This is a genomic window from Bacillus sp. FSL H7-0578, from assembly GCF_038630855.1.
Taxonomy (GTDB): domain Bacteria; phylum Bacillota; class Bacilli; order Bacillales; family Bacillaceae; genus Bacillus; species Bacillus safensis.
The window spans coordinates 2,279,693-2,297,408 of record NZ_CP152045.1 but is presented as its reverse complement, the minus strand read 5'-3'; the positions used below and the strand labels follow the sequence as shown (position 1 = coordinate 2,297,408).

20 protein-coding genes are annotated in these 17,716 nt (G+C 41.7%); 17 read left to right on the top strand and 3 right to left on the bottom strand.

Annotated features, from left to right (window positions below; all coding sequences use genetic code 11):
• Positions 1-13 precede the first annotated feature (13 nt).
• Genes aroE through MHB41_RS11775 form a run of 6 tightly spaced genes read left to right on the top strand, consistent with a single transcriptional unit; the run spans position 14 to position 3,386 of the window.
• Complete coding sequence (aroE, locus tag MHB41_RS11800; protein WP_217008793.1) at positions 14-856, top strand: shikimate dehydrogenase; 843 nt, start codon at positions 14-16, stop codon at positions 854-856.
• Positions 850-1,140, top strand: coding sequence for a ribosome assembly RNA-binding protein YhbY (gene yhbY, locus MHB41_RS11795; RefSeq protein WP_008342507.1), 291 nt, complete (start codon positions 850-852; stop codon positions 1,138-1,140). Before aroE ends, yhbY begins: the two co-directional genes overlap by 7 nt.
• A 13-nt stretch (positions 1,141-1,153) precedes the next feature.
• Positions 1,154-1,723, top strand: a complete 570-nt coding sequence (locus MHB41_RS11790; protein ID WP_034622820.1) for a nicotinate-nucleotide adenylyltransferase — start codon at positions 1,154-1,156, stop codon at positions 1,721-1,723.
• Complete coding sequence (yqeK, locus tag MHB41_RS11785; protein ID WP_087975784.1) at positions 1,713-2,276, top strand: bis(5'-nucleosyl)-tetraphosphatase (symmetrical) YqeK; 564 nt, start codon at positions 1,713-1,715, stop codon at positions 2,274-2,276. The genes MHB41_RS11790 and yqeK overlap by 11 nt, the downstream gene beginning before the upstream one ends.
• A 13-nt stretch (positions 2,277-2,289) precedes the next feature.
• Positions 2,290-2,646 carry a ribosome silencing factor gene (gene rsfS / locus MHB41_RS11780; protein ID WP_003217467.1) on the top strand — a complete coding sequence of 119 codons (357 nt, stop codon included), beginning with the start codon at positions 2,290-2,292 and terminating at the stop codon, positions 2,644-2,646.
• On the top strand, positions 2,643-3,386 hold the full coding sequence (locus tag MHB41_RS11775; RefSeq protein ID WP_041106941.1) for a class I SAM-dependent methyltransferase: 744 nt from the start codon (positions 2,643-2,645) through the stop codon (positions 3,384-3,386). The genes rsfS and MHB41_RS11775 overlap by 4 nt, the downstream gene beginning before the upstream one ends.
• A 48-nt stretch (positions 3,387-3,434) precedes the next feature.
• Here the strand turns inward: MHB41_RS11775 and comER are convergent, their stop codons facing one another.
• The gene (gene comER, locus MHB41_RS11770; RefSeq protein ID WP_217008794.1) at positions 3,435-4,283 is read right to left on the bottom strand and encodes a late competence protein ComER; all 849 of its coding nucleotides are present in this window, start codon (positions 4,281-4,283) and stop codon (positions 3,435-3,437) included.
• A 90-nt stretch (positions 4,284-4,373) separates the two neighbouring features.
• On the opposite strand from comER, the gene MHB41_RS11765 reads away from it, so the two are divergent.
• From MHB41_RS11765 to MHB41_RS11755, 3 genes are all read left to right on the top strand, one after another.
• Positions 4,374-5,003, top strand: coding sequence for a helix-hairpin-helix domain-containing protein (locus tag MHB41_RS11765; RefSeq protein WP_197172655.1), 630 nt, complete (start codon positions 4,374-4,376; stop codon positions 5,001-5,003).
• A gap of 65 nt (positions 5,004-5,068) precedes the next feature.
• Positions 5,069-5,638, top strand: coding sequence for a ComE operon protein 2 (locus tag MHB41_RS11760; protein ID WP_024423045.1), 570 nt, complete (start codon positions 5,069-5,071; stop codon positions 5,636-5,638).
• Positions 5,631-7,958 (top strand): DNA internalization-related competence protein ComEC/Rec2, encoded by a 2,328-nt coding sequence (locus MHB41_RS11755; RefSeq protein WP_061109373.1) that lies wholly within the window; start codon positions 5,631-5,633, stop codon positions 7,956-7,958. Before MHB41_RS11760 ends, MHB41_RS11755 begins: the two co-directional genes overlap by 8 nt.
• Positions 7,959-7,997: 39 nt before the next feature.
• Here MHB41_RS11755 and MHB41_RS11750 read toward each other — a convergent pair whose 3' ends face one another.
• Positions 7,998-8,132 carry a YqzM family protein gene (locus MHB41_RS11750; protein WP_012010638.1) on the bottom strand — a complete coding sequence of 45 codons (135 nt, stop codon included), beginning with the start codon at positions 8,130-8,132 and terminating at the stop codon, positions 7,998-8,000.
• A gap of 236 nt (positions 8,133-8,368) precedes the next feature.
• Here MHB41_RS11750 and holA point away from each other — a divergent pair, with 236 nt between their 5' ends.
• On the top strand, positions 8,369-9,388 hold the full coding sequence (gene holA / locus MHB41_RS11745; protein ID WP_034622828.1) for a DNA polymerase III subunit delta: 1,020 nt from the start codon (positions 8,369-8,371) through the stop codon (positions 9,386-9,388).
• 134 nt (positions 9,389-9,522) lie between these two features.
• Here holA and rpsT read toward each other — a convergent pair whose 3' ends face one another.
• Positions 9,523-9,789, bottom strand: coding sequence for a 30S ribosomal protein S20 (gene rpsT, locus MHB41_RS11740; RefSeq protein ID WP_024423042.1), 267 nt, complete (start codon positions 9,787-9,789; stop codon positions 9,523-9,525).
• Positions 9,790-9,987: 198 nt separating this feature from the next.
• Here rpsT and gpr point away from each other — a divergent pair, with 198 nt between their 5' ends.
• The 7 genes from gpr (at position 9,988) to grpE (ending at position 17,692) form a co-directional block, all read left to right on the top strand.
• Entirely contained in the window at positions 9,988-11,103 is a 1,116-nt protein-coding gene (gene gpr, locus MHB41_RS11735) for a GPR endopeptidase (RefSeq protein ID WP_024427949.1), read from the top strand.
• Positions 11,104-11,169: 66 nt separating this feature from the next.
• Positions 11,170-12,378, top strand: a complete 1,209-nt coding sequence (locus MHB41_RS11730; RefSeq protein WP_025092944.1) for a stage II sporulation protein P — start codon at positions 11,170-11,172, stop codon at positions 12,376-12,378.
• Between the two features lie 13 nt (positions 12,379-12,391).
• On the top strand, positions 12,392-12,724 hold the full coding sequence (locus MHB41_RS11725; RefSeq protein ID WP_340900143.1) for a YqxA family protein: 333 nt from the start codon (positions 12,392-12,394) through the stop codon (positions 12,722-12,724).
• A gap of 141 nt (positions 12,725-12,865) precedes the next feature.
• Positions 12,866-14,704, top strand: coding sequence for a translation elongation factor 4 (gene lepA, locus MHB41_RS11720; protein ID WP_024423038.1), 1,839 nt, complete (start codon positions 12,866-12,868; stop codon positions 14,702-14,704).
• 114 nt (positions 14,705-14,818) lie between these two features.
• A complete protein-coding gene (gene hemW / locus MHB41_RS11715) occupies positions 14,819-15,958 on the top strand; it encodes a radical SAM family heme chaperone HemW (RefSeq protein WP_061109372.1) in 1,140 nt (379 codons plus the stop codon).
• An 81-nt stretch (positions 15,959-16,039) separates the two neighbouring features.
• The gene (hrcA, locus tag MHB41_RS11710) at positions 16,040-17,071 is read left to right on the top strand and encodes a heat-inducible transcriptional repressor HrcA (protein WP_340900145.1); all 1,032 of its coding nucleotides are present in this window, start codon (positions 16,040-16,042) and stop codon (positions 17,069-17,071) included.
• A 63-nt stretch (positions 17,072-17,134) separates the two neighbouring features.
• A complete protein-coding gene (gene grpE, locus MHB41_RS11705; protein ID WP_024423035.1) occupies positions 17,135-17,692 on the top strand; it encodes a nucleotide exchange factor GrpE in 558 nt (185 codons plus the stop codon).
• The last annotated feature ends 24 nt before the right edge of the window (positions 17,693-17,716 follow it).

Below are 17,716 nucleotides of genomic sequence, written 5' to 3'. Positions count from 1 at the left end.
AGGGGGAGAGACCTTGAAACCTTTATACGGAGTAATCGGTAACCCTGTTGGCCACTCAATGTCTCCGGATATTCATAATGCAGCATTAAAGGATGCTGGAATTGATGGACATTATCATGGCTTTCAAGTAGCAAATGATGACCTGAAAGATGCGATTAACGGCATGAAGGCGTTAGGAATCAGCGGCATTAACGTCACTGTTCCTCACAAGGTAGAAATCATGCAGTACCTCGACAAAATTGATGTGACAGCTGAACGCCTCGGTGCCGTCAATACGGTGAGGCTCGAAGGGGATCAGCTCGTTGGGTACAATACAGATGGAGAAGGCTTCCTTCATTCATTGCTTGAAGCCTTGGATCAGCCGCTATCAGAGCTGTCATTTCTCTTGATTGGTGCTGGCGGAGCGGCAAGAGCGATTTATACGACAATTGCTCAGTATGCACCGAAGAGCTTTGATATTACGAACCGCACCATTGAAAAAGCTGAAGCTTTAATTGAAAGTGCAGAGGGGAAAATCACATCTCAAGCAATCACATTAAATGCAGCGGAAGAGCGGCTTGGGGAATATGATGTCATCATCCATACGACCTCGATCGGCATGTATCCGAATATTGAAGAAACCCCGATTTCTTTAGCGAACGCAAAAAAAACAGCGGTCGTTTGTGATATTGTGTATAATCCAATAGAAACAAAACTGCTCAGTGAAGCAGCAGGTTTAGGCTTGAAAACAGTGGATGGGGTTGGCATGTTTGTTGGACAAGCAGTAAGAGCCTTTGAACTGTGGACAGGCATTACGCCTGACGCCGGAAAAATGAAGTCAATTGTCATAGAGAAATTAGGAGGAACACCATGTTAAAAGGTAAGCAAAAACGTTTTTTACGTGCACAAGCACATCATTTATCACCTATTTTTCAAGTTGGAAAAGGCGGGGTGAATGACAATATGGTCAAGCAAATTTCCGAGGCGCTTGAAGCAAGAGAACTGTTAAAGGTCAGCGTATTGCAAAATTGCGACGAGGACAAAACGGAAGTTGCGAAAGCACTTGTAAAAGGTGCAAAGGCTGAGCTCGTTCAAACGATCGGAAATGTGATTGTCCTTTACAAAGAATCTAAGGAAAATAAACAAATTAAGCTGCCGTAAAGGTGGATGCGATATGAAAAAAATAGGGTTGTTCGGCGGTACGTTTGATCCTCCCCATAACGGGCATTTGCTGATGGCAAGTGAGGTGCGGATTCAAGTGGGGCTTGATGAAATTTGGTTTATCCCAAACCATATGCCTCCTCATAAAACTGGACGGAAACGAGCAGATAGTCATCACCGCATAAAAATGGTGGAGGCGGCGATTCAATCAAATCCATATTTTCGGCTCGAGCTTATTGAAATGGAGCGGGAGGGTCCGTCTTATACGGTAGATACAGTGAATCTGTTAAAGAAGCGTCATCCAGAAGATCAGTTCTTTTTTATGATAGGAGCAGACATGGTCGAGTATTTGCCAAAATGGCATCGGATCGATGATTTGCTTCAAATGATCACCTTTATTGGGATGAAAAGGCCGGGTTACGTTGGAAGTACGGCATATCCTCTTTTATTTGCAGATGTTCCAGCTTTTGATGTATCATCGACATTGATTAGGCAGCGAATAGAGCAGGGGAACCCTGTCGATTATTTGATTCCGAAAGCTGTTGAGCGTTATATAAAGGAGCATCATTTATATGAATCGTGAAGAAGCATTGAACTGTGTCAAAGAGCAGTTAACAGAGCATAGATATACACATACACTCGGGGTCATGGAGACAGCCATTTCATTAGCGGAACGGTTCGGTGCAGATGTGAAAAAAGCAGAGATCGCCGCTATTTTTCATGATTATGCGAAATTTAGACCAAAAGAAGAAATGAAAGGGATTATCCAAAAAGAACAGATGAACCCTTTATTGCTTGAATATTCGCCCGAGCTTTGGCACGCCCCGGTTGGTGCCTATTTGGTCAAAAAAGAAGCTGGAATTGACGATCAAGATGTGTTAACAGCTATTGAATTTCATACTTCCGGCAGACCAGACATGACCTTACTTGAAAAAGTCATTTATGTCGCAGATTATATTGAACCAGGACGTCATTTCCCTGGTGTCGAAGAAGTAAGGGAATTAGCAGAAAATGATCTAGATCGTGCACTGATCCAATCATTAAAAAACACCATCAGTTTTCTAATGAAAAAGAATCAGCCAGTCTTTCCAGATACGCTTGCTACTTACAATTCGCTTGTGCATAAGAACAACTAAGGAGGAATTTTGGATGGATTCATCATCAATTTTAAACGTCGCAGCAGGAGCATGCGATGATAAACGGGCTGAGGATATTATTGCCCTTAATATGCAAGGAATCTCACTTGTTGCAGATTATTTTCTCATTTGTCACGGAAATTCTGATAAACAAGTGCAAGCCATTGCAAGAGAAGTAAAACATCTTGCAGAGGAAAGCGGAATCGAAGTGAAGAAGATGGAAGGCTTTGATGAAGCAAGATGGGTATTGATTGACCTGGGTGATGTCATTGCCCATGTGTTCCACAAAGAAGAAAGAGGATACTACAATCTAGAAAAGCTATGGGGAGATGCGCCGAGAGAAACGCTTTCACTTGGCATTAACTCATGATTTATCAAGGGTTTGCAGGTGTGTATGACGAGCTCATGACACATGCACCTTATGATGAATGGGTTCAGTGGATCCAGCAGTATATGAAGCCGAATGCTGCCATCATCGATGTAGGCTGTGGAACTGGAGAGATTTCTCTTCGGTTAGCTGAAAAGGGCCACAAGGTCACAGGAATTGACCTCAGTGAAGAAATGCTGGCCTTTGCGCAGCAAAAAGCGCAGGCGAAAAAGCAGTCGATTCAATTTTTACATCAAGATATGAGAGAGGTTACGGGCTTTGAGCAAGCCTTCCAGGCAGCCGTTATTTGCTGTGATTCCTTGAATTACTTAAAAAACGAAAATGACGTCAAAAAAACCTTTAAAAACATGTTTCAGCTTTTAGAGGCAGATGGGGTTTTACTTTTTGATGTTCATACGCCTTATAAAATGGAAGAGGTATTCCCAGGTTCGACTTATGCAGATCAAGATGAAGAGATCAGCTATATTTGGCAGAGTGATAAAGGGGATGACATGTATTCGGTCATACATGATTTAAGCTTTTTTGTAAAAGACGGAGACATGTATCAGCGTTATGATGAGACACATGAACAGCGCACATTTCCATTTGAAACATATGCAGCGTTCCTTGAGTCCGCTGGCTTTGAACAAATAGAAGTGACTGCTGATTTTACAAATGAAGCCCCCGGTGAATTCGCCGAAAGATATTTCATCTCAGCTAAGAAACCAAAAACCATCGTTTAATAGAACGATGGTTTTTTAAAACCCTTTTTTCGTTTGTTGCAAAGATGATTAATTTCTGCGATCATCAGTGAACACACTTGGCGGATATTGATGCGCAACCGCTTCTAGATCTTCATCGAATTTTTCATGGGTATTTTGAAAGAGACGGTGAAACATATCTTGCACACCTGCTTCAAGTGCTTTAATGCCTTCACCAGTGACGCCGCCTTTCACACATACTTTGTCTTGCAGTGTCGGAAGGGTATAGACTCTTTTTTCAATCAAACGGCCAAGACCAACAAGCATATCCTCTGATAAGGTGGTGGCTTCTTCTTTGGAAATATCCGTTTCTTCTACGGCTGCTTCAATCATTTTCTGAACGAGAAAACTGATAAAAGCAGGTCCGCAGCTGACAATATCGGAAGCCGCTCTAGTAATTGAATGATGGATCTCGATAGGTGTTGAAATGCACGAAGCTAACTGTCTTAACGCAGTTTTCATCGCGGCATTGCATGATGAACCAAAAGTTAAAAGTGATGCGCCTGATAAAGCGCGGTTTGTAATGCTTGGGATCAGCCTGGCTGTTTGACAAGGAACGATATCCTGAAGCTGTTCAGGATGAACCGGACTTGTAATGATGACAATGGTTTGCTGCTCCGTTAAAAGAGGGCTCAGTTCTTTTAAAAGTGGATAAATATCAAGTGGCTTGACACAAACAAAAATGAAATCTTTATTCGTGACAGCCCCTGAAAGCTGTTTCGTTACTTCAAGCTCTGGATGGTTCTTTTTTATATTGAACGCTTTTTCAATGGTTCGGTTTGTAATGGTAATCGATGAGGGATTGACTGCCTTTGATTCAATAAATGCCTCAGTAAGTATGGTACCCATGTTTCCTGTACCGATTAACCCTATATTCAAACGTTCTCCCTCCTTAGACGCATAGGATCTGTTATCTTCTAAACAGTATGTTGAGCAGTAGAAAAATATGATTGAAAGAAGCGTGAGTAAGTGAAACGACTCATTTCATTAAAAAAATACAGTCTTTATATCGCCGCTGGACTCATAGTCGTGATCATCTTCAGTTTCTTCTTTTTCACTGGAAAAGGAGAGGGCAGCAGAGAGCCAAGTGTATTGAAGGAAAATAAAGACATACAAGTCACATTAGAAGACAAACAAGAAAAGACAAAAAAAGAGCCATCGACGATTTTTGTAGAGGTCAAAGGAGCTGTAAGGAAGCCAGGTGTTTATACGTTTCAATCTGATGCTCGGGTAGAGGAAGCGATTCAAAGGGCAGGAGGCTTTACCAGCAAAGCAGACTCGATTGAAATCAACCAAGCAGCTAAATTAGAGGATAGTATGATGATTTATGTTCGGAAGCAGGGGGAAGCGGAAAGAGAGAGGCAAACAGCATCAGCTGACGCATCAACGGGCGTTGAAAAGAGTGAAGGTGTGAATGTCAATCAGGCCGATGCAGCCGAATTGCAAACCATTAACGGCATAGGACCAGCTAAAGCCGAAGCTATCATTACGTATAGAGAGGAACACGGAGAATTTCAACAAATTGAAGACTTGCGGAACATTTCAGGTTTTGGGGAAAAGACGATTGAACGGCTGAAAAGTCAATTGACCGTGAAGTAGAATTGACGGTAGAGAAGAAAGGCATGTACACTTAATATCAACCATCATTCTGGAGGGATCAGCTCGTGGAAAGAATTTCATGGAATCAATATTTTATGGCACAAAGCCATTTGCTTGCTTTACGAAGCACTTGTGAGCGGTTAGCTGTTGGGGCGACCATCGTAAGGGACAAGCGCATCATTGCAGGGGGGTATAATGGCTCCATTGCCGGTGATGTTCATTGTGCGGATGTAGGGTGCTATGTCATTGATCATCACTGTGTTCGCACCATCCATGCGGAAATGAATGCTATTTTACAATGTGCCAAATTTGGTGCACCTACAGCTGATGCTGAAATATATGTCACACATTTTCCTTGTTTACAGTGCTGTAAAGCCATCATTCAAGCGGGCATACGAACAGTGTACTATGCAAAGGATTATAAAAATCATCCATATGCGATTGATTTATTCGAGCAGGCGGGTGTTCAAACAGAGCAAGTTGAATTAGATGAAATGATCATCGACTTAAAAAATCAAGAAAAATTGGCCTTTGTTGCAGATTTAATTGGGAAGCTGAGTGAATCAGGACTTAGCGAAACAGAAATTCGCGATATGCATGAGAAGGCAAATCAATTATTTACTTCCTATGTTTAAATATTTGCCGTTTGGGGCAATTTCAGCAGCTGTTGGAATTGCTCTGGCTGCATATCATCTTCATATGTATTTCCTTCTCTTTCTTCTCATCATATTACTTCTAAGCCTACTGAAAAAAATGCCTCAGCTCTTTTTAATGGTCAGCCTATGCGGTGCTGTCTATATACTCATTTTTATGATTCATGAGTCTCTTGAAACGGATCAACCCGTACTAGAAAAATTCCTATCTGGTTCCGTTGTGATTGAAAGTATTCCGAAAACAGATGGCAATCGTTTTTCAGCGACTGTTTCAACAGACCATGAACAACTAGCCACTTTTTATACAATCCAAACAGAGCGTGAAAAGGAGGCATTAAAAGAGGTAGAACCTGGTATGAGCTGTCACATGACAGGTGATGTTCGTCCAGCAAAGCACGCAACCATTCCTAACGGGTTTCAATACGATCAATTTTTAAAATCAAAAGGCATTGACGCCATTTTTCTGCCACAGTCGATCAAAAACTGTACAAAAAAAGACAGTTCTTCCTATTATCTTCAAGTGATAAGGCAAAAGGGGTTGAAATTTTTAGAAGATCATGTGCCTAAACACTCTGTTGGCATTGTACAGGCACTTATTTTTGGCGATCGTGAGTTGATAGACCCTGACACATTAAGAGATTATCAAATGCTTGGGATTATTCATTTACTAGCGATCTCAGGATTGCATGTACAAACGCTTCTTGCATGTTTATTTTGGTGTCTCCTTCGTGCGGGCGTGACAAGAGAGACAGCACGTATTCTTCTATTATGCTTTCTTCCTATTTATGCTTGTTTGACAGGTGCTGCACCATCTGTTTTAAGAGCTTGCCTCATGGCAGGAATCTATTTAGTGATGACTAGTTTGCCAAAAGAAATGAAACAGCCTTCTGCTGTAGTATTAAGTGCAACGTTTTTACTCTTATTAGCAATTCATCCTCTTTATTTATTTGATATTGGATTTCAGCTTTCATTCGCGGTCACGTTTTTTATTTTGTTATCGACTAGGATTTTATCAAAAGCAAAAAGTTCAGTCATGCAATTATTCCTGATTTCCTTTATTGCACAGCTTGCTTCACTTCCTGTTCTTTTATATCATTTTCACCAATTCTCTTTACTGAGCGTACCTTTGAACATGATATTTGTTCCTTTATATACGACGGTCGTTATGCCGCTATCCTTACTCTTTTTTATTCTCACTACTATTTATCTTCCGCTTGGACAAACATTGTTTCAGCTGCTTGATTCGGTGATTCAGCTTAGTCATCAATTGTCAGCCTATATGGCTGTTTTTGATGAATTCAACTTGATTTTTATGAAGTCTGCTTGGTGGCATATTCTTCTTGAGGTGAGCGCGTTAATTGTTCTGTTATTTGTGATGGAGTGCAAAACTTCTGTGAAATCCTATGCACTGCCGATCCTTTTTCTTATTGGTGTCTTGAGTGCACACTATTTCACCCCGAATTTTTTCGAAAAAGGGGAAGTGACGATGCTGGATGTAGGACAGGGGGATAGTTTGTTTATTCAGCTGCCCTATCGAAAGGGGCACCTGCTTGTGGATACAGGAGGCAGACTTTCTTTTGAAGAAGAACCGTGGAAGAAAAGGCGTAAAGTGTCTTCGATCGGTGATCAAACGCTGATCCCGTTTCTGCATTCTAAAGGTATAGCAAAACTTGATGTTCTTATTCTTACACATGCGGATCAAGACCATATGGGAGAAGCAGCTCGTTTAATCAAACGAAATAAAGTAAAGCGGCTGGCTATTCCAAAAGGCTTTGCACGGAGTCCAGAGGATGCGGAGCTGTTAAAAGAAGCAGCTGATCAAGGGATCATGATTGATGAATTAGAGAGAGGAGATCAGCTTCAGATTGGAGAGCAAATATTTAAGGTCCTTCATCCATCGCGTGATCGGGTAACAACTAAGAATAATGATTCACTCGTTTTGACATTTACTCTAGGCGGGAAACGGTTTATGCTCACTGGAGATCTTGAACAAGAAGGGGAGCGAGACATTATAGAAGCCTTTCCTCATCTGCGGGCAGATATCTTAAAGGTTGGACATCACGGGAGTAAAGGGTCAACAAGTGAAGAATGGCTTCAGCATCTCAAGCCCTCACATGCACTCATTTCAGCAGGTGAACGCAATCGTTATCAGCATCCACATCAGGAAGTTTTGAAAAAATTAAAAGACCAGCAAATGAAGGTGTATCGAACAGATACCGACGGGAGCGTGACGTATGAATTTCTCGATGAGGAAGGAACGTTTTATACTCACCCTCCATATGATATCTTACAAACTCAATAAAAAAACTGCCAAAACGGCAGTCATGTAACCTTCATGAAGTTAAGATCCAACGAGGTGTATAATGGTTGCCAAAATAAACATTGAGGCGAAAAATCCGAATGTGACGATAAAACCAACGGCTGAGTCGGTCACATCATTCCGCTTGCTTTGAACATTTTTTTCAAATTCATTCATTTTCATCCCTCCTGGCTAATTTTAGTATACTTGAACTCATTTGGAATTGCTAGAAGGTAAAGTAACCGTTTTCCATTTTATGATCATTTTATGAATATCGTCTGACAGCAGGCTGACCCGGGAGCTTGCGCCGGACGTTTACTATAAATGAGGAGGCGGCACTTTCAGCTTCCTCTTTACTAATGTCTTCACACACTTTAGGATAGAGGAGGAAGTGAAAGAGAGGGATTCAATTGATGGTCTTTGATGTATGGAACAATTTAAAACGAGGGGATATCCATCCCGTTTATTGCTTATATGGGAAAGAAACATATTTACTGCAAGAAACCGCTGCTAAATTGAGACAAGCTGTAGTAGACGAAGAAACGAAGGATTTTAATTACTCCGTCTTCGATATGGAAGAAGTGCCGCTTGAACAGGCTGTAACGGATGCAGAAACATTTCCATTTATGGGAGAAAGACGTCTCGTCGTGATCAAGAATCCTTATTTTCTTACAGCAGAAAAGAAAAAGGAAAAGATTGAGCATGAGCTTTCTGTATTAGAAGCTTATTTAGAAAAGCCAGCGCCCTATACCATTCTCGTGTTATTGGCACCATATGAAAAGCTGGATGAGCGTAAAAAAATCACCAAATTGCTAAAAAAGAAAGCTGCTGTCGTTGAGGCGAAAGAGTTAAACCCAAAAGAAACAACTGATTTCACCATCACACTGGTGAAGACAGAAGGGAAGACGATTACATCTAAAGCGGCTGAGCAGCTTGTGATGCTATGCGGCGGGAGTCTCTCCTCTCTATTCCAAGAGGTTCGGAAGCTAAGTACATATATTGGAGAGCGGGAGGAAATTGAGTTAGCGGATGTCAATCAGCTCGTTGCAAGAAGCTTAGAGCAAAATATTTTCGAGCTGATTAATCAAATTGTAAACAGACGCCGCTCTGAGGCCATGCAGATGTTTTATGACCTGCTGAAGCAAAATGAGGAACCCATTAAAATATTAGCACTCATTTCAACTCAATTTCGATTGATTTTGCAGACGAAGTACTTCGCTCAGCAAGGCTATGGACAAAAACAAATTGCTTCAAATCTAAAAGTCCATCCATTCCGGGTCAAACTTGCGATGGATCAGGCAAGACTGTTTTCAGAAGAAGAGCTTAAGCAGATCGTCAAAGAGCTTTCAACGATTGATTACGAAATGAAAACGGGTAAAAAGGACAAGCAGCTGCTGTTAGAATTGTTCCTGCTTCGTTTGTTAGGCGCTTGAATATAAAAAAACGACCTTCTAAAAAGAGGGTCGTTTTTGTTTAGATGTATAATTGCCAGTCTGTCCTTAAGGCTCGGCCGGTCAGGACGGACGTACAGTTAAACAGGTGCCTCATCACTGAGGCGTTGCAAGCATTATGCAGAAAGTCCGTTTACTTGTTTAGCAAGTCTTGATTTGTAACGCGCAGCTGCGTTTTTGTGTACAAGACCAGTTTTAACGGCTTTGTCAATGCGTTTTGCAGCAGAAGCAAGAGCAGCTTTTGCTTGCTCAGCATCGTTGTTAGCTACAGAAACTTCAACTTGTTTAATCGCAGTACGCATCGCAGACTTGATTGTTACGTTATGTGCACGGCGTTCGTTATTCGTTTTTGTACGTTTGATCGCTGATTTAATATTTGGCATGTGTTTCACCTCCTAAGATACAACCTAAACACAATTGTCTTAAGGTTAAATCTTCACAATAGAACAAATTGTATTCTATCAAACACACCTTTAGAATGCAATATAAATGTAAAGTATTTTTCATTGATGACGTGCTCGAATGTTTCTTTCAAGAGATGGAAAGACTACTGTTAATTACTTGGTGGAAGGAGTCTTTTTATGGAGAAACAGAAACTCGATTTAAGCGTTTATCAAATCCGGACAGACCTCGCTGTTGAAACAAAAGAGATACTAGAACAAGAGAACGATCCGAATGTCGTCAAAAAGGACGGGATCCAAGGGATTGTCGAAAAGGAAAAAGAAGAGCAAGGCATCCGCATACGTACTGTGGAAATCACGAAAGAAGGGGAGGAGCTGACCGGCAAAAAGTCAGGGACATACTTGACGTTTGAGGCACAAGGCATTCGGGAGAAAGACTCTGAGATGCAAGAAAAAGTCGTTGAAGTCTTTGCCCATCATTTTGCTCAGTTTCTAAAAGACAGAGGCATTCAGGCTGATGCAAGCTGCCTTGTAGTAGGGCTGGGAAACTGGAATGTTACGCCAGATGCATTAGGTCCTCTCACAGTTGAAAACCTGCTTGTAACCCGCCATCTCTTTGAATTGCAGCCGGAAAATGTTCAGGAAGGCTATCGCCCGGTTTCCTCTTTGTCTCCAGGGGTGATGGGACTGACCGGTATTGAAACAAGTGACATTATCCAAGGCGTGATCGAGCGGTCTAAGCCTGATTTTGTCATCGCGGTCGATGCCCTTGCTGCTCGTGCGGTGGAACGAGTGAATACAACCATTCAAATTTCTGATACAGGTATCCATCCCGGCTCTGGTGTAGGGAATAAGCGAAAAGAATTAAGCAAAGAAACATTGGGAATTCCAGTGATTGCGATTGGCGTTCCGACAGTGGTGGATGCAGTAACCATTGCAAGTGACACAATTGATTATGTCTTAAAGCATTTTGGTAGAGAACTAAAAGATGATAGACCATCCCGCTCTCTTGTGCCGGCTGGTTTGACATTCGGGAAGAAAAAAGTGCTTAACGAAGAGGACTTGCCAGATGAAGAAACGCGTCAATCATTCTTAGGCATCGTAGGAACCCTTCCTGAAGAAGAGAAAAGGCAGCTGATCCACGAAGTGCTTGCGCCCCTGGGGCAAAATTTAATGGTCACGCCTAAGGAAGTCGATACATTCATTGATGATATGGCAAACGTACTTGCCAACGGATTAAACACAGCGCTTCATCAAAAAATCACTCAAGATAATATGGGTTCATATAATCATTAATCGGTTCTACTTTCTCTAGCTCGCTCATAGTGTAATTACTAGAAAGCGTGCTGGAGGGAGTAAATCATGAAAAAAAGACCCCGCCGTCCTCGACAGTTGGTCGTTGCGATTAATGGAACGAAAGTAGTAAAAAGCATCTTCTTATTTATTGCCTCTCTTGTTGTGGTGTTTGTGATGTCAGGGGCTTTGACCTCTTTAAAACCCGAGCTGAGGCCGCAAGCCTCGTTATATGGTGTAGCAGATGAGCTCTCTGGCGCATTTTTTGCCACATTAATGGGCATGGAAAACCAATATTTCGCCTCAGCAGTTCCAGAAGATCAAAAAGGATTTCATTTCTCTGGGCTGTCATTGAAGCTTGCAACAAGTATTAATTTAGAAGACCCGCGCAGTTTCCTAGGAAGAGAGCTCCCAGGCTTTGAACATTTTGATACAAAAATCATCTTAGCGGGTGAAGGAACAGACTATACCAATATGCCGATGGAATCGCCGCCGCCTAGTGAAGTGATCCAAGATGAAAAAGAAGCAAATTTGGCTGAGCTGGACAAGCTCGATGATGATACGCCGAAAAAGCCTGCCAAAGAACCGGACCGGTCAACAGGAAAACGAAAAGCTGTGTACATTTACCACACACATAATACGGAATCATATTTACCATTTTTAAAAGGAGAAACGAATCCAAATAATGCACGGCACTCAAAAGTGAATGTCACCCTTGTCGGCGACATGTTTGGAAAGGCGCTTGATCAGCAAGGAATCGGCAATACAGTCGACAAAACGGAAATTGAAAAAAGACTGGTGAAAAAAGGATTAAAATATCCGCAGTCTTATAATGAATCAAGATTGGTCGTGAAAGAAGCCTTAGCGAAAAATGATGACCTCGATTATTTAATTGATATTCACCGGGACTCAAGAAGAAAGAAAGATACGACTGTCGAAATCAAAGGGAAGAAATATGCGAGAATTGCGTTTGTTGTTGGGAAGAAGAATCAAAGCTATGAGAAAAACTTAAAGCTTGCGACAGAGTTCCACCATTTGATGGAGAAAAAATATAAAGGTCTTAGTGTCGGTGTGTTTGCCAAAGGAGAAATTGGCGATAATGGAATCTATAATCAAGATTTATCCGACAAAGCCCTTCTTTTAGAATTTGGTGGAGTAGATAATAATATGGAAGAATTAAGAAATGCATCCAATGCGGCAGCTGATGTATTCAGCGACATTTTCTGGGACGCGGAAAAGGTGGACGGCAAAGCAAAGGATGAGAAAAAACGCTCTTAAGGTGGTGACGGGGATGGGCTCATTTATTGGAAAAATCATTATTTTAGGATTGGTCTTGCTGTTTGGTGTCTTTTTAGGAATGCAGCAAGCGAATAATGGCATGCTGCAAATGAAGGGCTACCATGATCCGCAATTAAAAGGAGCTTTCTCCATTCAAATAAACGACAATGAAGAGAAGGAAGCTTCTATCTTAGGAACGGCTGTTACAGAAAAGGATCTTGCCGAAAAACAAAAACAGCTGGAGGAAATAGAGGGCTTTAATGCCTTTTCCAAGGCAGGAAAAGCCCTGTCTGATGGCATGACACATGCAGCCCGTTCTCTTTATGATTGGGTGAATGGGAAATAAACGATTTTCATGAGATATCATCCTTTTGATCAAAGCCGCTGACCGATAAGCGGCTTTTCTTGATTTCGATTGAATCTTTACAGCCCTATTGATATAATCTAACCTAGCGCAACCCGCGTTTTATAGTAGGAGTGATAGATTGTGACAGATAAAGAAAAACGATTAGAGCGGCAATCAAGAATTCGAAATTTCTCCATTATCGCCCATATTGACCATGGGAAATCCACATTGGCAGACCGTATTTTGGAAAAAACAGCGGCGATTACTCAACGGGAAATGAAAGAACAATTGCTTGATTCCATGGATTTAGAGCGTGAACGCGGCATAACGATTAAATTAAACTCTGTCCAGCTGAAGTATAAGGCGAAGGATGGGGAAGAATATATCATGCACCTGATTGATACTCCAGGGCATGTCGACTTCACCTATGAGGTATCTCGAAGCCTAGCTGCCTGTGAGGGTGCGATTCTTGTAGTAGATGCAGCACAAGGAATTGAAGCACAGACACTTGCGAACGTTTATTTAGCTCTTGATAACAACTTAGAAATTCTTCCGATTATCAACAAAATCGATCTGCCAAGTGCAGAGCCTGAGCGTGTAAGAGAAGAAATTGAAGATGTCATCGGGTTGGATGCGTCTGAAGCTGTTCTCACCTCTGCTAAGGCGGGTATTGGAATCGAGGATATTTTAGAACAAATCGTTGAAAAGGTGCCGGCTCCCGCTGGAGATCCAGAAGCACCACTTCAAGCCCTTATTTTTGATTCTCTTTACGATGCGTATCGCGGCGTTATTGCGTACATACGAATTGTCGAAGGAACCGTCAGACCTGGTCAGAAAATTAAAATGATGGCGACGGGGAAAGAATTTGAAGTACTTGAAGTTGGCGTTTTCACACCAAAAGCCATGCCAACAGACGAACTCACCGTTGGAGATGTTGGCTACTTAACCGCTGCGATTAAAAATGTCGGTGATACACGTGTAGGGGATACGATCACAAGCGCGGAAAACCCTGCGAAAGAAGCACTTCCAGGATACAGAAAGCTAAACCCAATGGTATACTGCGGACTTTATCCAATTGATACAGCGAAATACAACGACTTACGTGAAGCGTTAGAAAAGCTTGAATTAAATGATTCTTCACTTCAATATGAGGCAGAGACATCCCAAGCACTTGGCTTCGGTTTCCGCTGCGGCTTCCTTGGAATGCTTCATATGGAAATCATCCAAGAACGGATTGAACGTGAATTTAAAATTGATCTGATTACGACAGCGCCAAGTGTTATTTATGATGTATATATGACAGATGGAGAAAAAATTGTCGTAGATAACCCGTCCAATCTGCCTGATCCGCAAAAGATTGAGCGAATTGAAGAACCGTATGTAAAAGCAACAATGATGGTGCCGAATGACTATGTAGGCTCTGTGATGGAGCTTTGCCAAGGAAAACGCGGGAATTTCATTGATATGCAGTATCTTGATGCGAACCGCGTGAGCATTGTGTACGAAATTCCTTTGGCAGAGATCGTATACGAATTCTTTGATCAGCTAAAGTCCAACACAAAAGGCTATGCGTCCTTTGATTATGAGCTGATTGGCTATCGTCCTTCGACGCTGGTGAAGATGGATATCATGCTGAATGGTGAAAAAATCGATGCCCTTTCCTTTATTGTTCACCGCGATTATGCATATGAACGAGGCAAGATCATCGTAGAAAAGCTAAAAGAACTGATTCCACGCCAGCACTTTGAAGTGCCGGTTCAAGCAGCGATCGGTCAAAAAATCGTTGCTCGTTCCACCATTAAAGCGATGCGTAAAAACGTACTTGCTAAATGTTATGGTGGAGACATTTCCCGGAAAAGAAAGCTTCTTGAGAAGCAAAAAGAAGGGAAAAAGCGCATGAAGCAAGTGGGCTCTGTTGAAGTCCCGCAAGAAGCATTTATGGCTGTGCTGAAGATGGACGACAGCACACCAAAAAAATAACATCCTCAAGGCTACCTGCTTTACAATGTCTGCCTTGACGTTTATAGTCGATAACAAACAAAGACGCCGCAGCGATAAACTGCGGCTCTTTACCTGTAAAGAAGGTGTCATCTAATGAAAGCAGCATACATTCACATTCCATTTTGTGAGCATATTTGCCACTATTGTGATTTCAATAAATTTTTCATCAAAACGCAGCCAGTCGACGAATACTTAGCGGCTCTTGAGAAAGAGATGCAGCACACGCTCGAGCAAAAAGGCGAGCAGGAACTAAAGACAATTTTTATTGGCGGGGGAACCCCGACATCACTGACTGTCAGTCAGCTAGACAAGCTCATGAACAGCATTCACAGCGTATTAAAGCCGACAAAAAACCTGATTGAATTTGCAGTAGAAGCAAACCCAGATGAATTATCGCTTGAGAAGTTGCATGTGCTTAAAGCAGCCGGCGTGAATCGGCTGAGCTTTGGCGTTCAAACTTTTGAAGACGATTTGCTCAAGAAAATTGGACGAGTTCATCAAAAGAAGGATGTCCTTACATCCTTTGAGCGAGCTAGAGCGGTTGGATTTGACAATATTAGCCTTGATCTCATGTTTGGCTTGCCGCATCAAGAAAAGCATCATGTGATGAATTCACTTGAGACGGCTTTCTCACTGGGGGCAGAGCATTATTCGGTTTACTCACTCATCGTCGAGCCGAAAACCGTTTTTTACAACTTAATGCAAAAAGGAAAACTTCATTTACCGCCGCAAGAACGTGAGGCTGAAATGTATGAGCTTGTGATGGATGAAATGGAGCGCCATGGATTAAAGCAGTACGAAATTAGCAATTACGCCAAACCTGGCTTTGAAAGCCAGCATAACCTGACCTATTGGAGCAATGAAGATTACTTCGGTTTTGGTGCAGGCGCACACGGGTATGTAGATGGCATCCGAAATGTGAATGCAGGGCCGGTGAAACATTATTTGGAGCTGATTGACCAAACAGGGTTCCCGTATAAGGAAACACATCAGGTCACAAAAGCAGAGCAAATAGAAGAAGAAATGTTTTTAGGTCTTCGAAAAATCGATGGGGTGAAAAGCGCTGATTTCCAAGCAAAATATGGTGCTGCACCAGAAGCACTTTTTTTCACTGTTCTTGAAGATTTAGAAGAAAAAGGCCTCATTGTAAAAGATGACAAGGGGATACGTTTAACAAGAAAAGGAAAATTGTTAGGCAATGAAGTATTTCAAGCGTTTCTCGGTGAGTTATAATTGACATTTTAATTTGAGTTTGGTAATTTTGTTTATACAATTAGCACTCGTTGAAAGAGAGTGCTAACAGGGGTGATGATGATGTTAACAAATCGTCAGCTTTTGATTCTGCAAGTCATCATTAATGACTTTATTCGTTCGGCGCAGCCAGTTGGATCAAGGACTCTTTCTAAAAAAGAAGACATTACATTCAGCTCTGCGACGATTAGAAACGAAATGGCTGATTTGGAGGAACTTGGTTTTATTGAAAAGACCCATTCTTCATCAGGAAGAATTCCTTCCGAAAAAGGATATCGTTATTATGTAGATCATTTGCTCTCTCCGCGAAAACTGTCGTCTAAAGAGCTTGTGCTCATCCAGTCGGCCTTTCAGGAGAAAATTTTTGAGCTGGAAAAGACAGTTCAAAAATCGGCGGAAATTTTATCAGATCTCACAAACTATACATCGATTGTGCTTGGTCCAAAGCTAAGTGAAAATCGATTAAAGAAAATTCAGCTTGTCCCTGTTCAGCCAAACAAAGCAGTGGCGATCATGATTACAGACAGCGGACATGTTGAAAACAAAACCATTACCTTCTCTGAGCATCTCGATGTCTCCGATATTGAGAAGCTGATGAATATTTTAAACAGCCGCCTAGCCGGAGTCCCGATGGATCAGCTGAAGGACAGAATGTATAAAGAAGTTGTGATACTTCTTCGTACGCATTTAAAAGATTATGATCATATTTTAGATGCGCTCGGCAATACATTTACATCGACTCAAAATGAATCAAAACTTTTCTTTGGCGGGAAGATTAATATGTTGAATCAGCCGGAGTTTCATGACATTGACCGCATCCGTTCACTCATGATGCTTATTGAGCAAAAGAATGATGTCATGCAGCTGTTTCATCCAAATCAGCAAGGAATCACCATTAAAATCGGTTCAGAAAACAATTTGGAAGCGATGGAGAACTGTAGCCTAATCACAGCCACTTATTCGATTGATCAAAAATCACTCGGCTCCATTGCCGTCATTGGTCCAACCCGTATGGATTACGGGCGGGTTGTCAGTCTCTTGCATCATGTATCAAAAGACTTGTCAAACGCACTTTCCAATTTGTATGATGAGTAGGGTGATAAAAGATAGGGGCACAGCCCCTTCGTATTTTTGAATCTTTTGAGGGAGGTGAACACAATGTCAGAAGAAAAACAGACACCTGAGCAAGAAGCAGAGGTTGAAGCACAAGAAGAAGCAGTTCAAGCAGATACTGAGGAAGTAACAAATGATGAACAGTCTGCCTTCCAAGAAAAAATCGATGAATTGCAGCAGCTTCTAGATGAAAAAGAAAACAAAATTCTGCGTGTTCAAGCAGATTTTGAAAACTATAAACGCCGTGCTCGAACTGAAGTGGAGACCGTGCAAAAATATCGTTCTCAACATGTTGTCAGTGATCTTCTCCCAGCTCTTGATAACTTTGAAAGAGCGCTTGGAATTGATCCAGACAATGAGCAGACGAAAAGTTTGTTAGAAGGAATGCAAATGGTTTACCGCCAGCTGGTAGAAGCGTTGAAAAATGAAGGCGTTGAACCAATTGAAGCTGTCGGCAAAGAGTTCGATCCAAACCTTCATCAAGCCGTCATGCAAGTTGAAGATGAAAACTACGATTCAAATATCGTTGTAGAAGAATTGCAAAAGGGCTATAAACTCAAAGACCGAGTTATTCGTCCATCAATGGTAAAAGTAAATCAATAACTACATAATGGGAGGTCATCGAAT

What these genes read in the sequence shown, in the direction of transcription:
- MHB41_RS11750 (WP_012010638.1), bottom strand. Translation starts at nt 8,132, where the DNA reads ATGAATGAATTTGAAAAAAATGTTCAAAGCAAGCGGAATGATGTGACC.
- MHB41_RS11730 (WP_025092944.1), top strand. Translation starts at nt 11,170, where the DNA reads ATGAAAAAAAGACCCCGCCGTCCTCGACAGTTGGTCGTTGCGATTAAT.
- MHB41_RS11775 (WP_041106941.1), top strand. Translation starts at nt 2,643, where the DNA reads ATGATTTATCAAGGGTTTGCAGGTGTGTATGACGAGCTCATGACACAT.
- rpsT (WP_024423042.1), bottom strand. Translation starts at nt 9,789, where the DNA reads ATGCCAAATATTAAATCAGCGATCAAACGTACAAAAACGAATAACGAA.
- yhbY (WP_008342507.1), top strand. Translation starts at nt 850, where the DNA reads ATGTTAAAAGGTAAGCAAAAACGTTTTTTACGTGCACAAGCACATCAT.
- yqeK (WP_087975784.1), top strand. Translation starts at nt 1,713, where the DNA reads ATGAATCGTGAAGAAGCATTGAACTGTGTCAAAGAGCAGTTAACAGAG.
- holA (WP_034622828.1), top strand. Translation starts at nt 8,369, where the DNA reads ATGGTCTTTGATGTATGGAACAATTTAAAACGAGGGGATATCCATCCC.
- hemW (WP_061109372.1), top strand. Translation starts at nt 14,819, where the DNA reads ATGAAAGCAGCATACATTCACATTCCATTTTGTGAGCATATTTGCCAC.
- rsfS (WP_003217467.1), top strand. Translation starts at nt 2,290, where the DNA reads ATGGATTCATCATCAATTTTAAACGTCGCAGCAGGAGCATGCGATGAT.
- grpE (WP_024423035.1), top strand. Translation starts at nt 17,135, where the DNA reads ATGTCAGAAGAAAAACAGACACCTGAGCAAGAAGCAGAGGTTGAAGCA.
- gpr (WP_024427949.1), top strand. Translation starts at nt 9,988, where the DNA reads ATGGAGAAACAGAAACTCGATTTAAGCGTTTATCAAATCCGGACAGAC.
- hrcA (WP_340900145.1), top strand. Translation starts at nt 16,040, where the DNA reads ATGTTAACAAATCGTCAGCTTTTGATTCTGCAAGTCATCATTAATGAC.
- MHB41_RS11725 (WP_340900143.1), top strand. Translation starts at nt 12,392, where the DNA reads ATGGGCTCATTTATTGGAAAAATCATTATTTTAGGATTGGTCTTGCTG.
- MHB41_RS11790 (WP_034622820.1), top strand. Translation starts at nt 1,154, where the DNA reads ATGAAAAAAATAGGGTTGTTCGGCGGTACGTTTGATCCTCCCCATAAC.
- MHB41_RS11755 (WP_061109373.1), top strand. Translation starts at nt 5,631, where the DNA reads ATGTTTAAATATTTGCCGTTTGGGGCAATTTCAGCAGCTGTTGGAATT.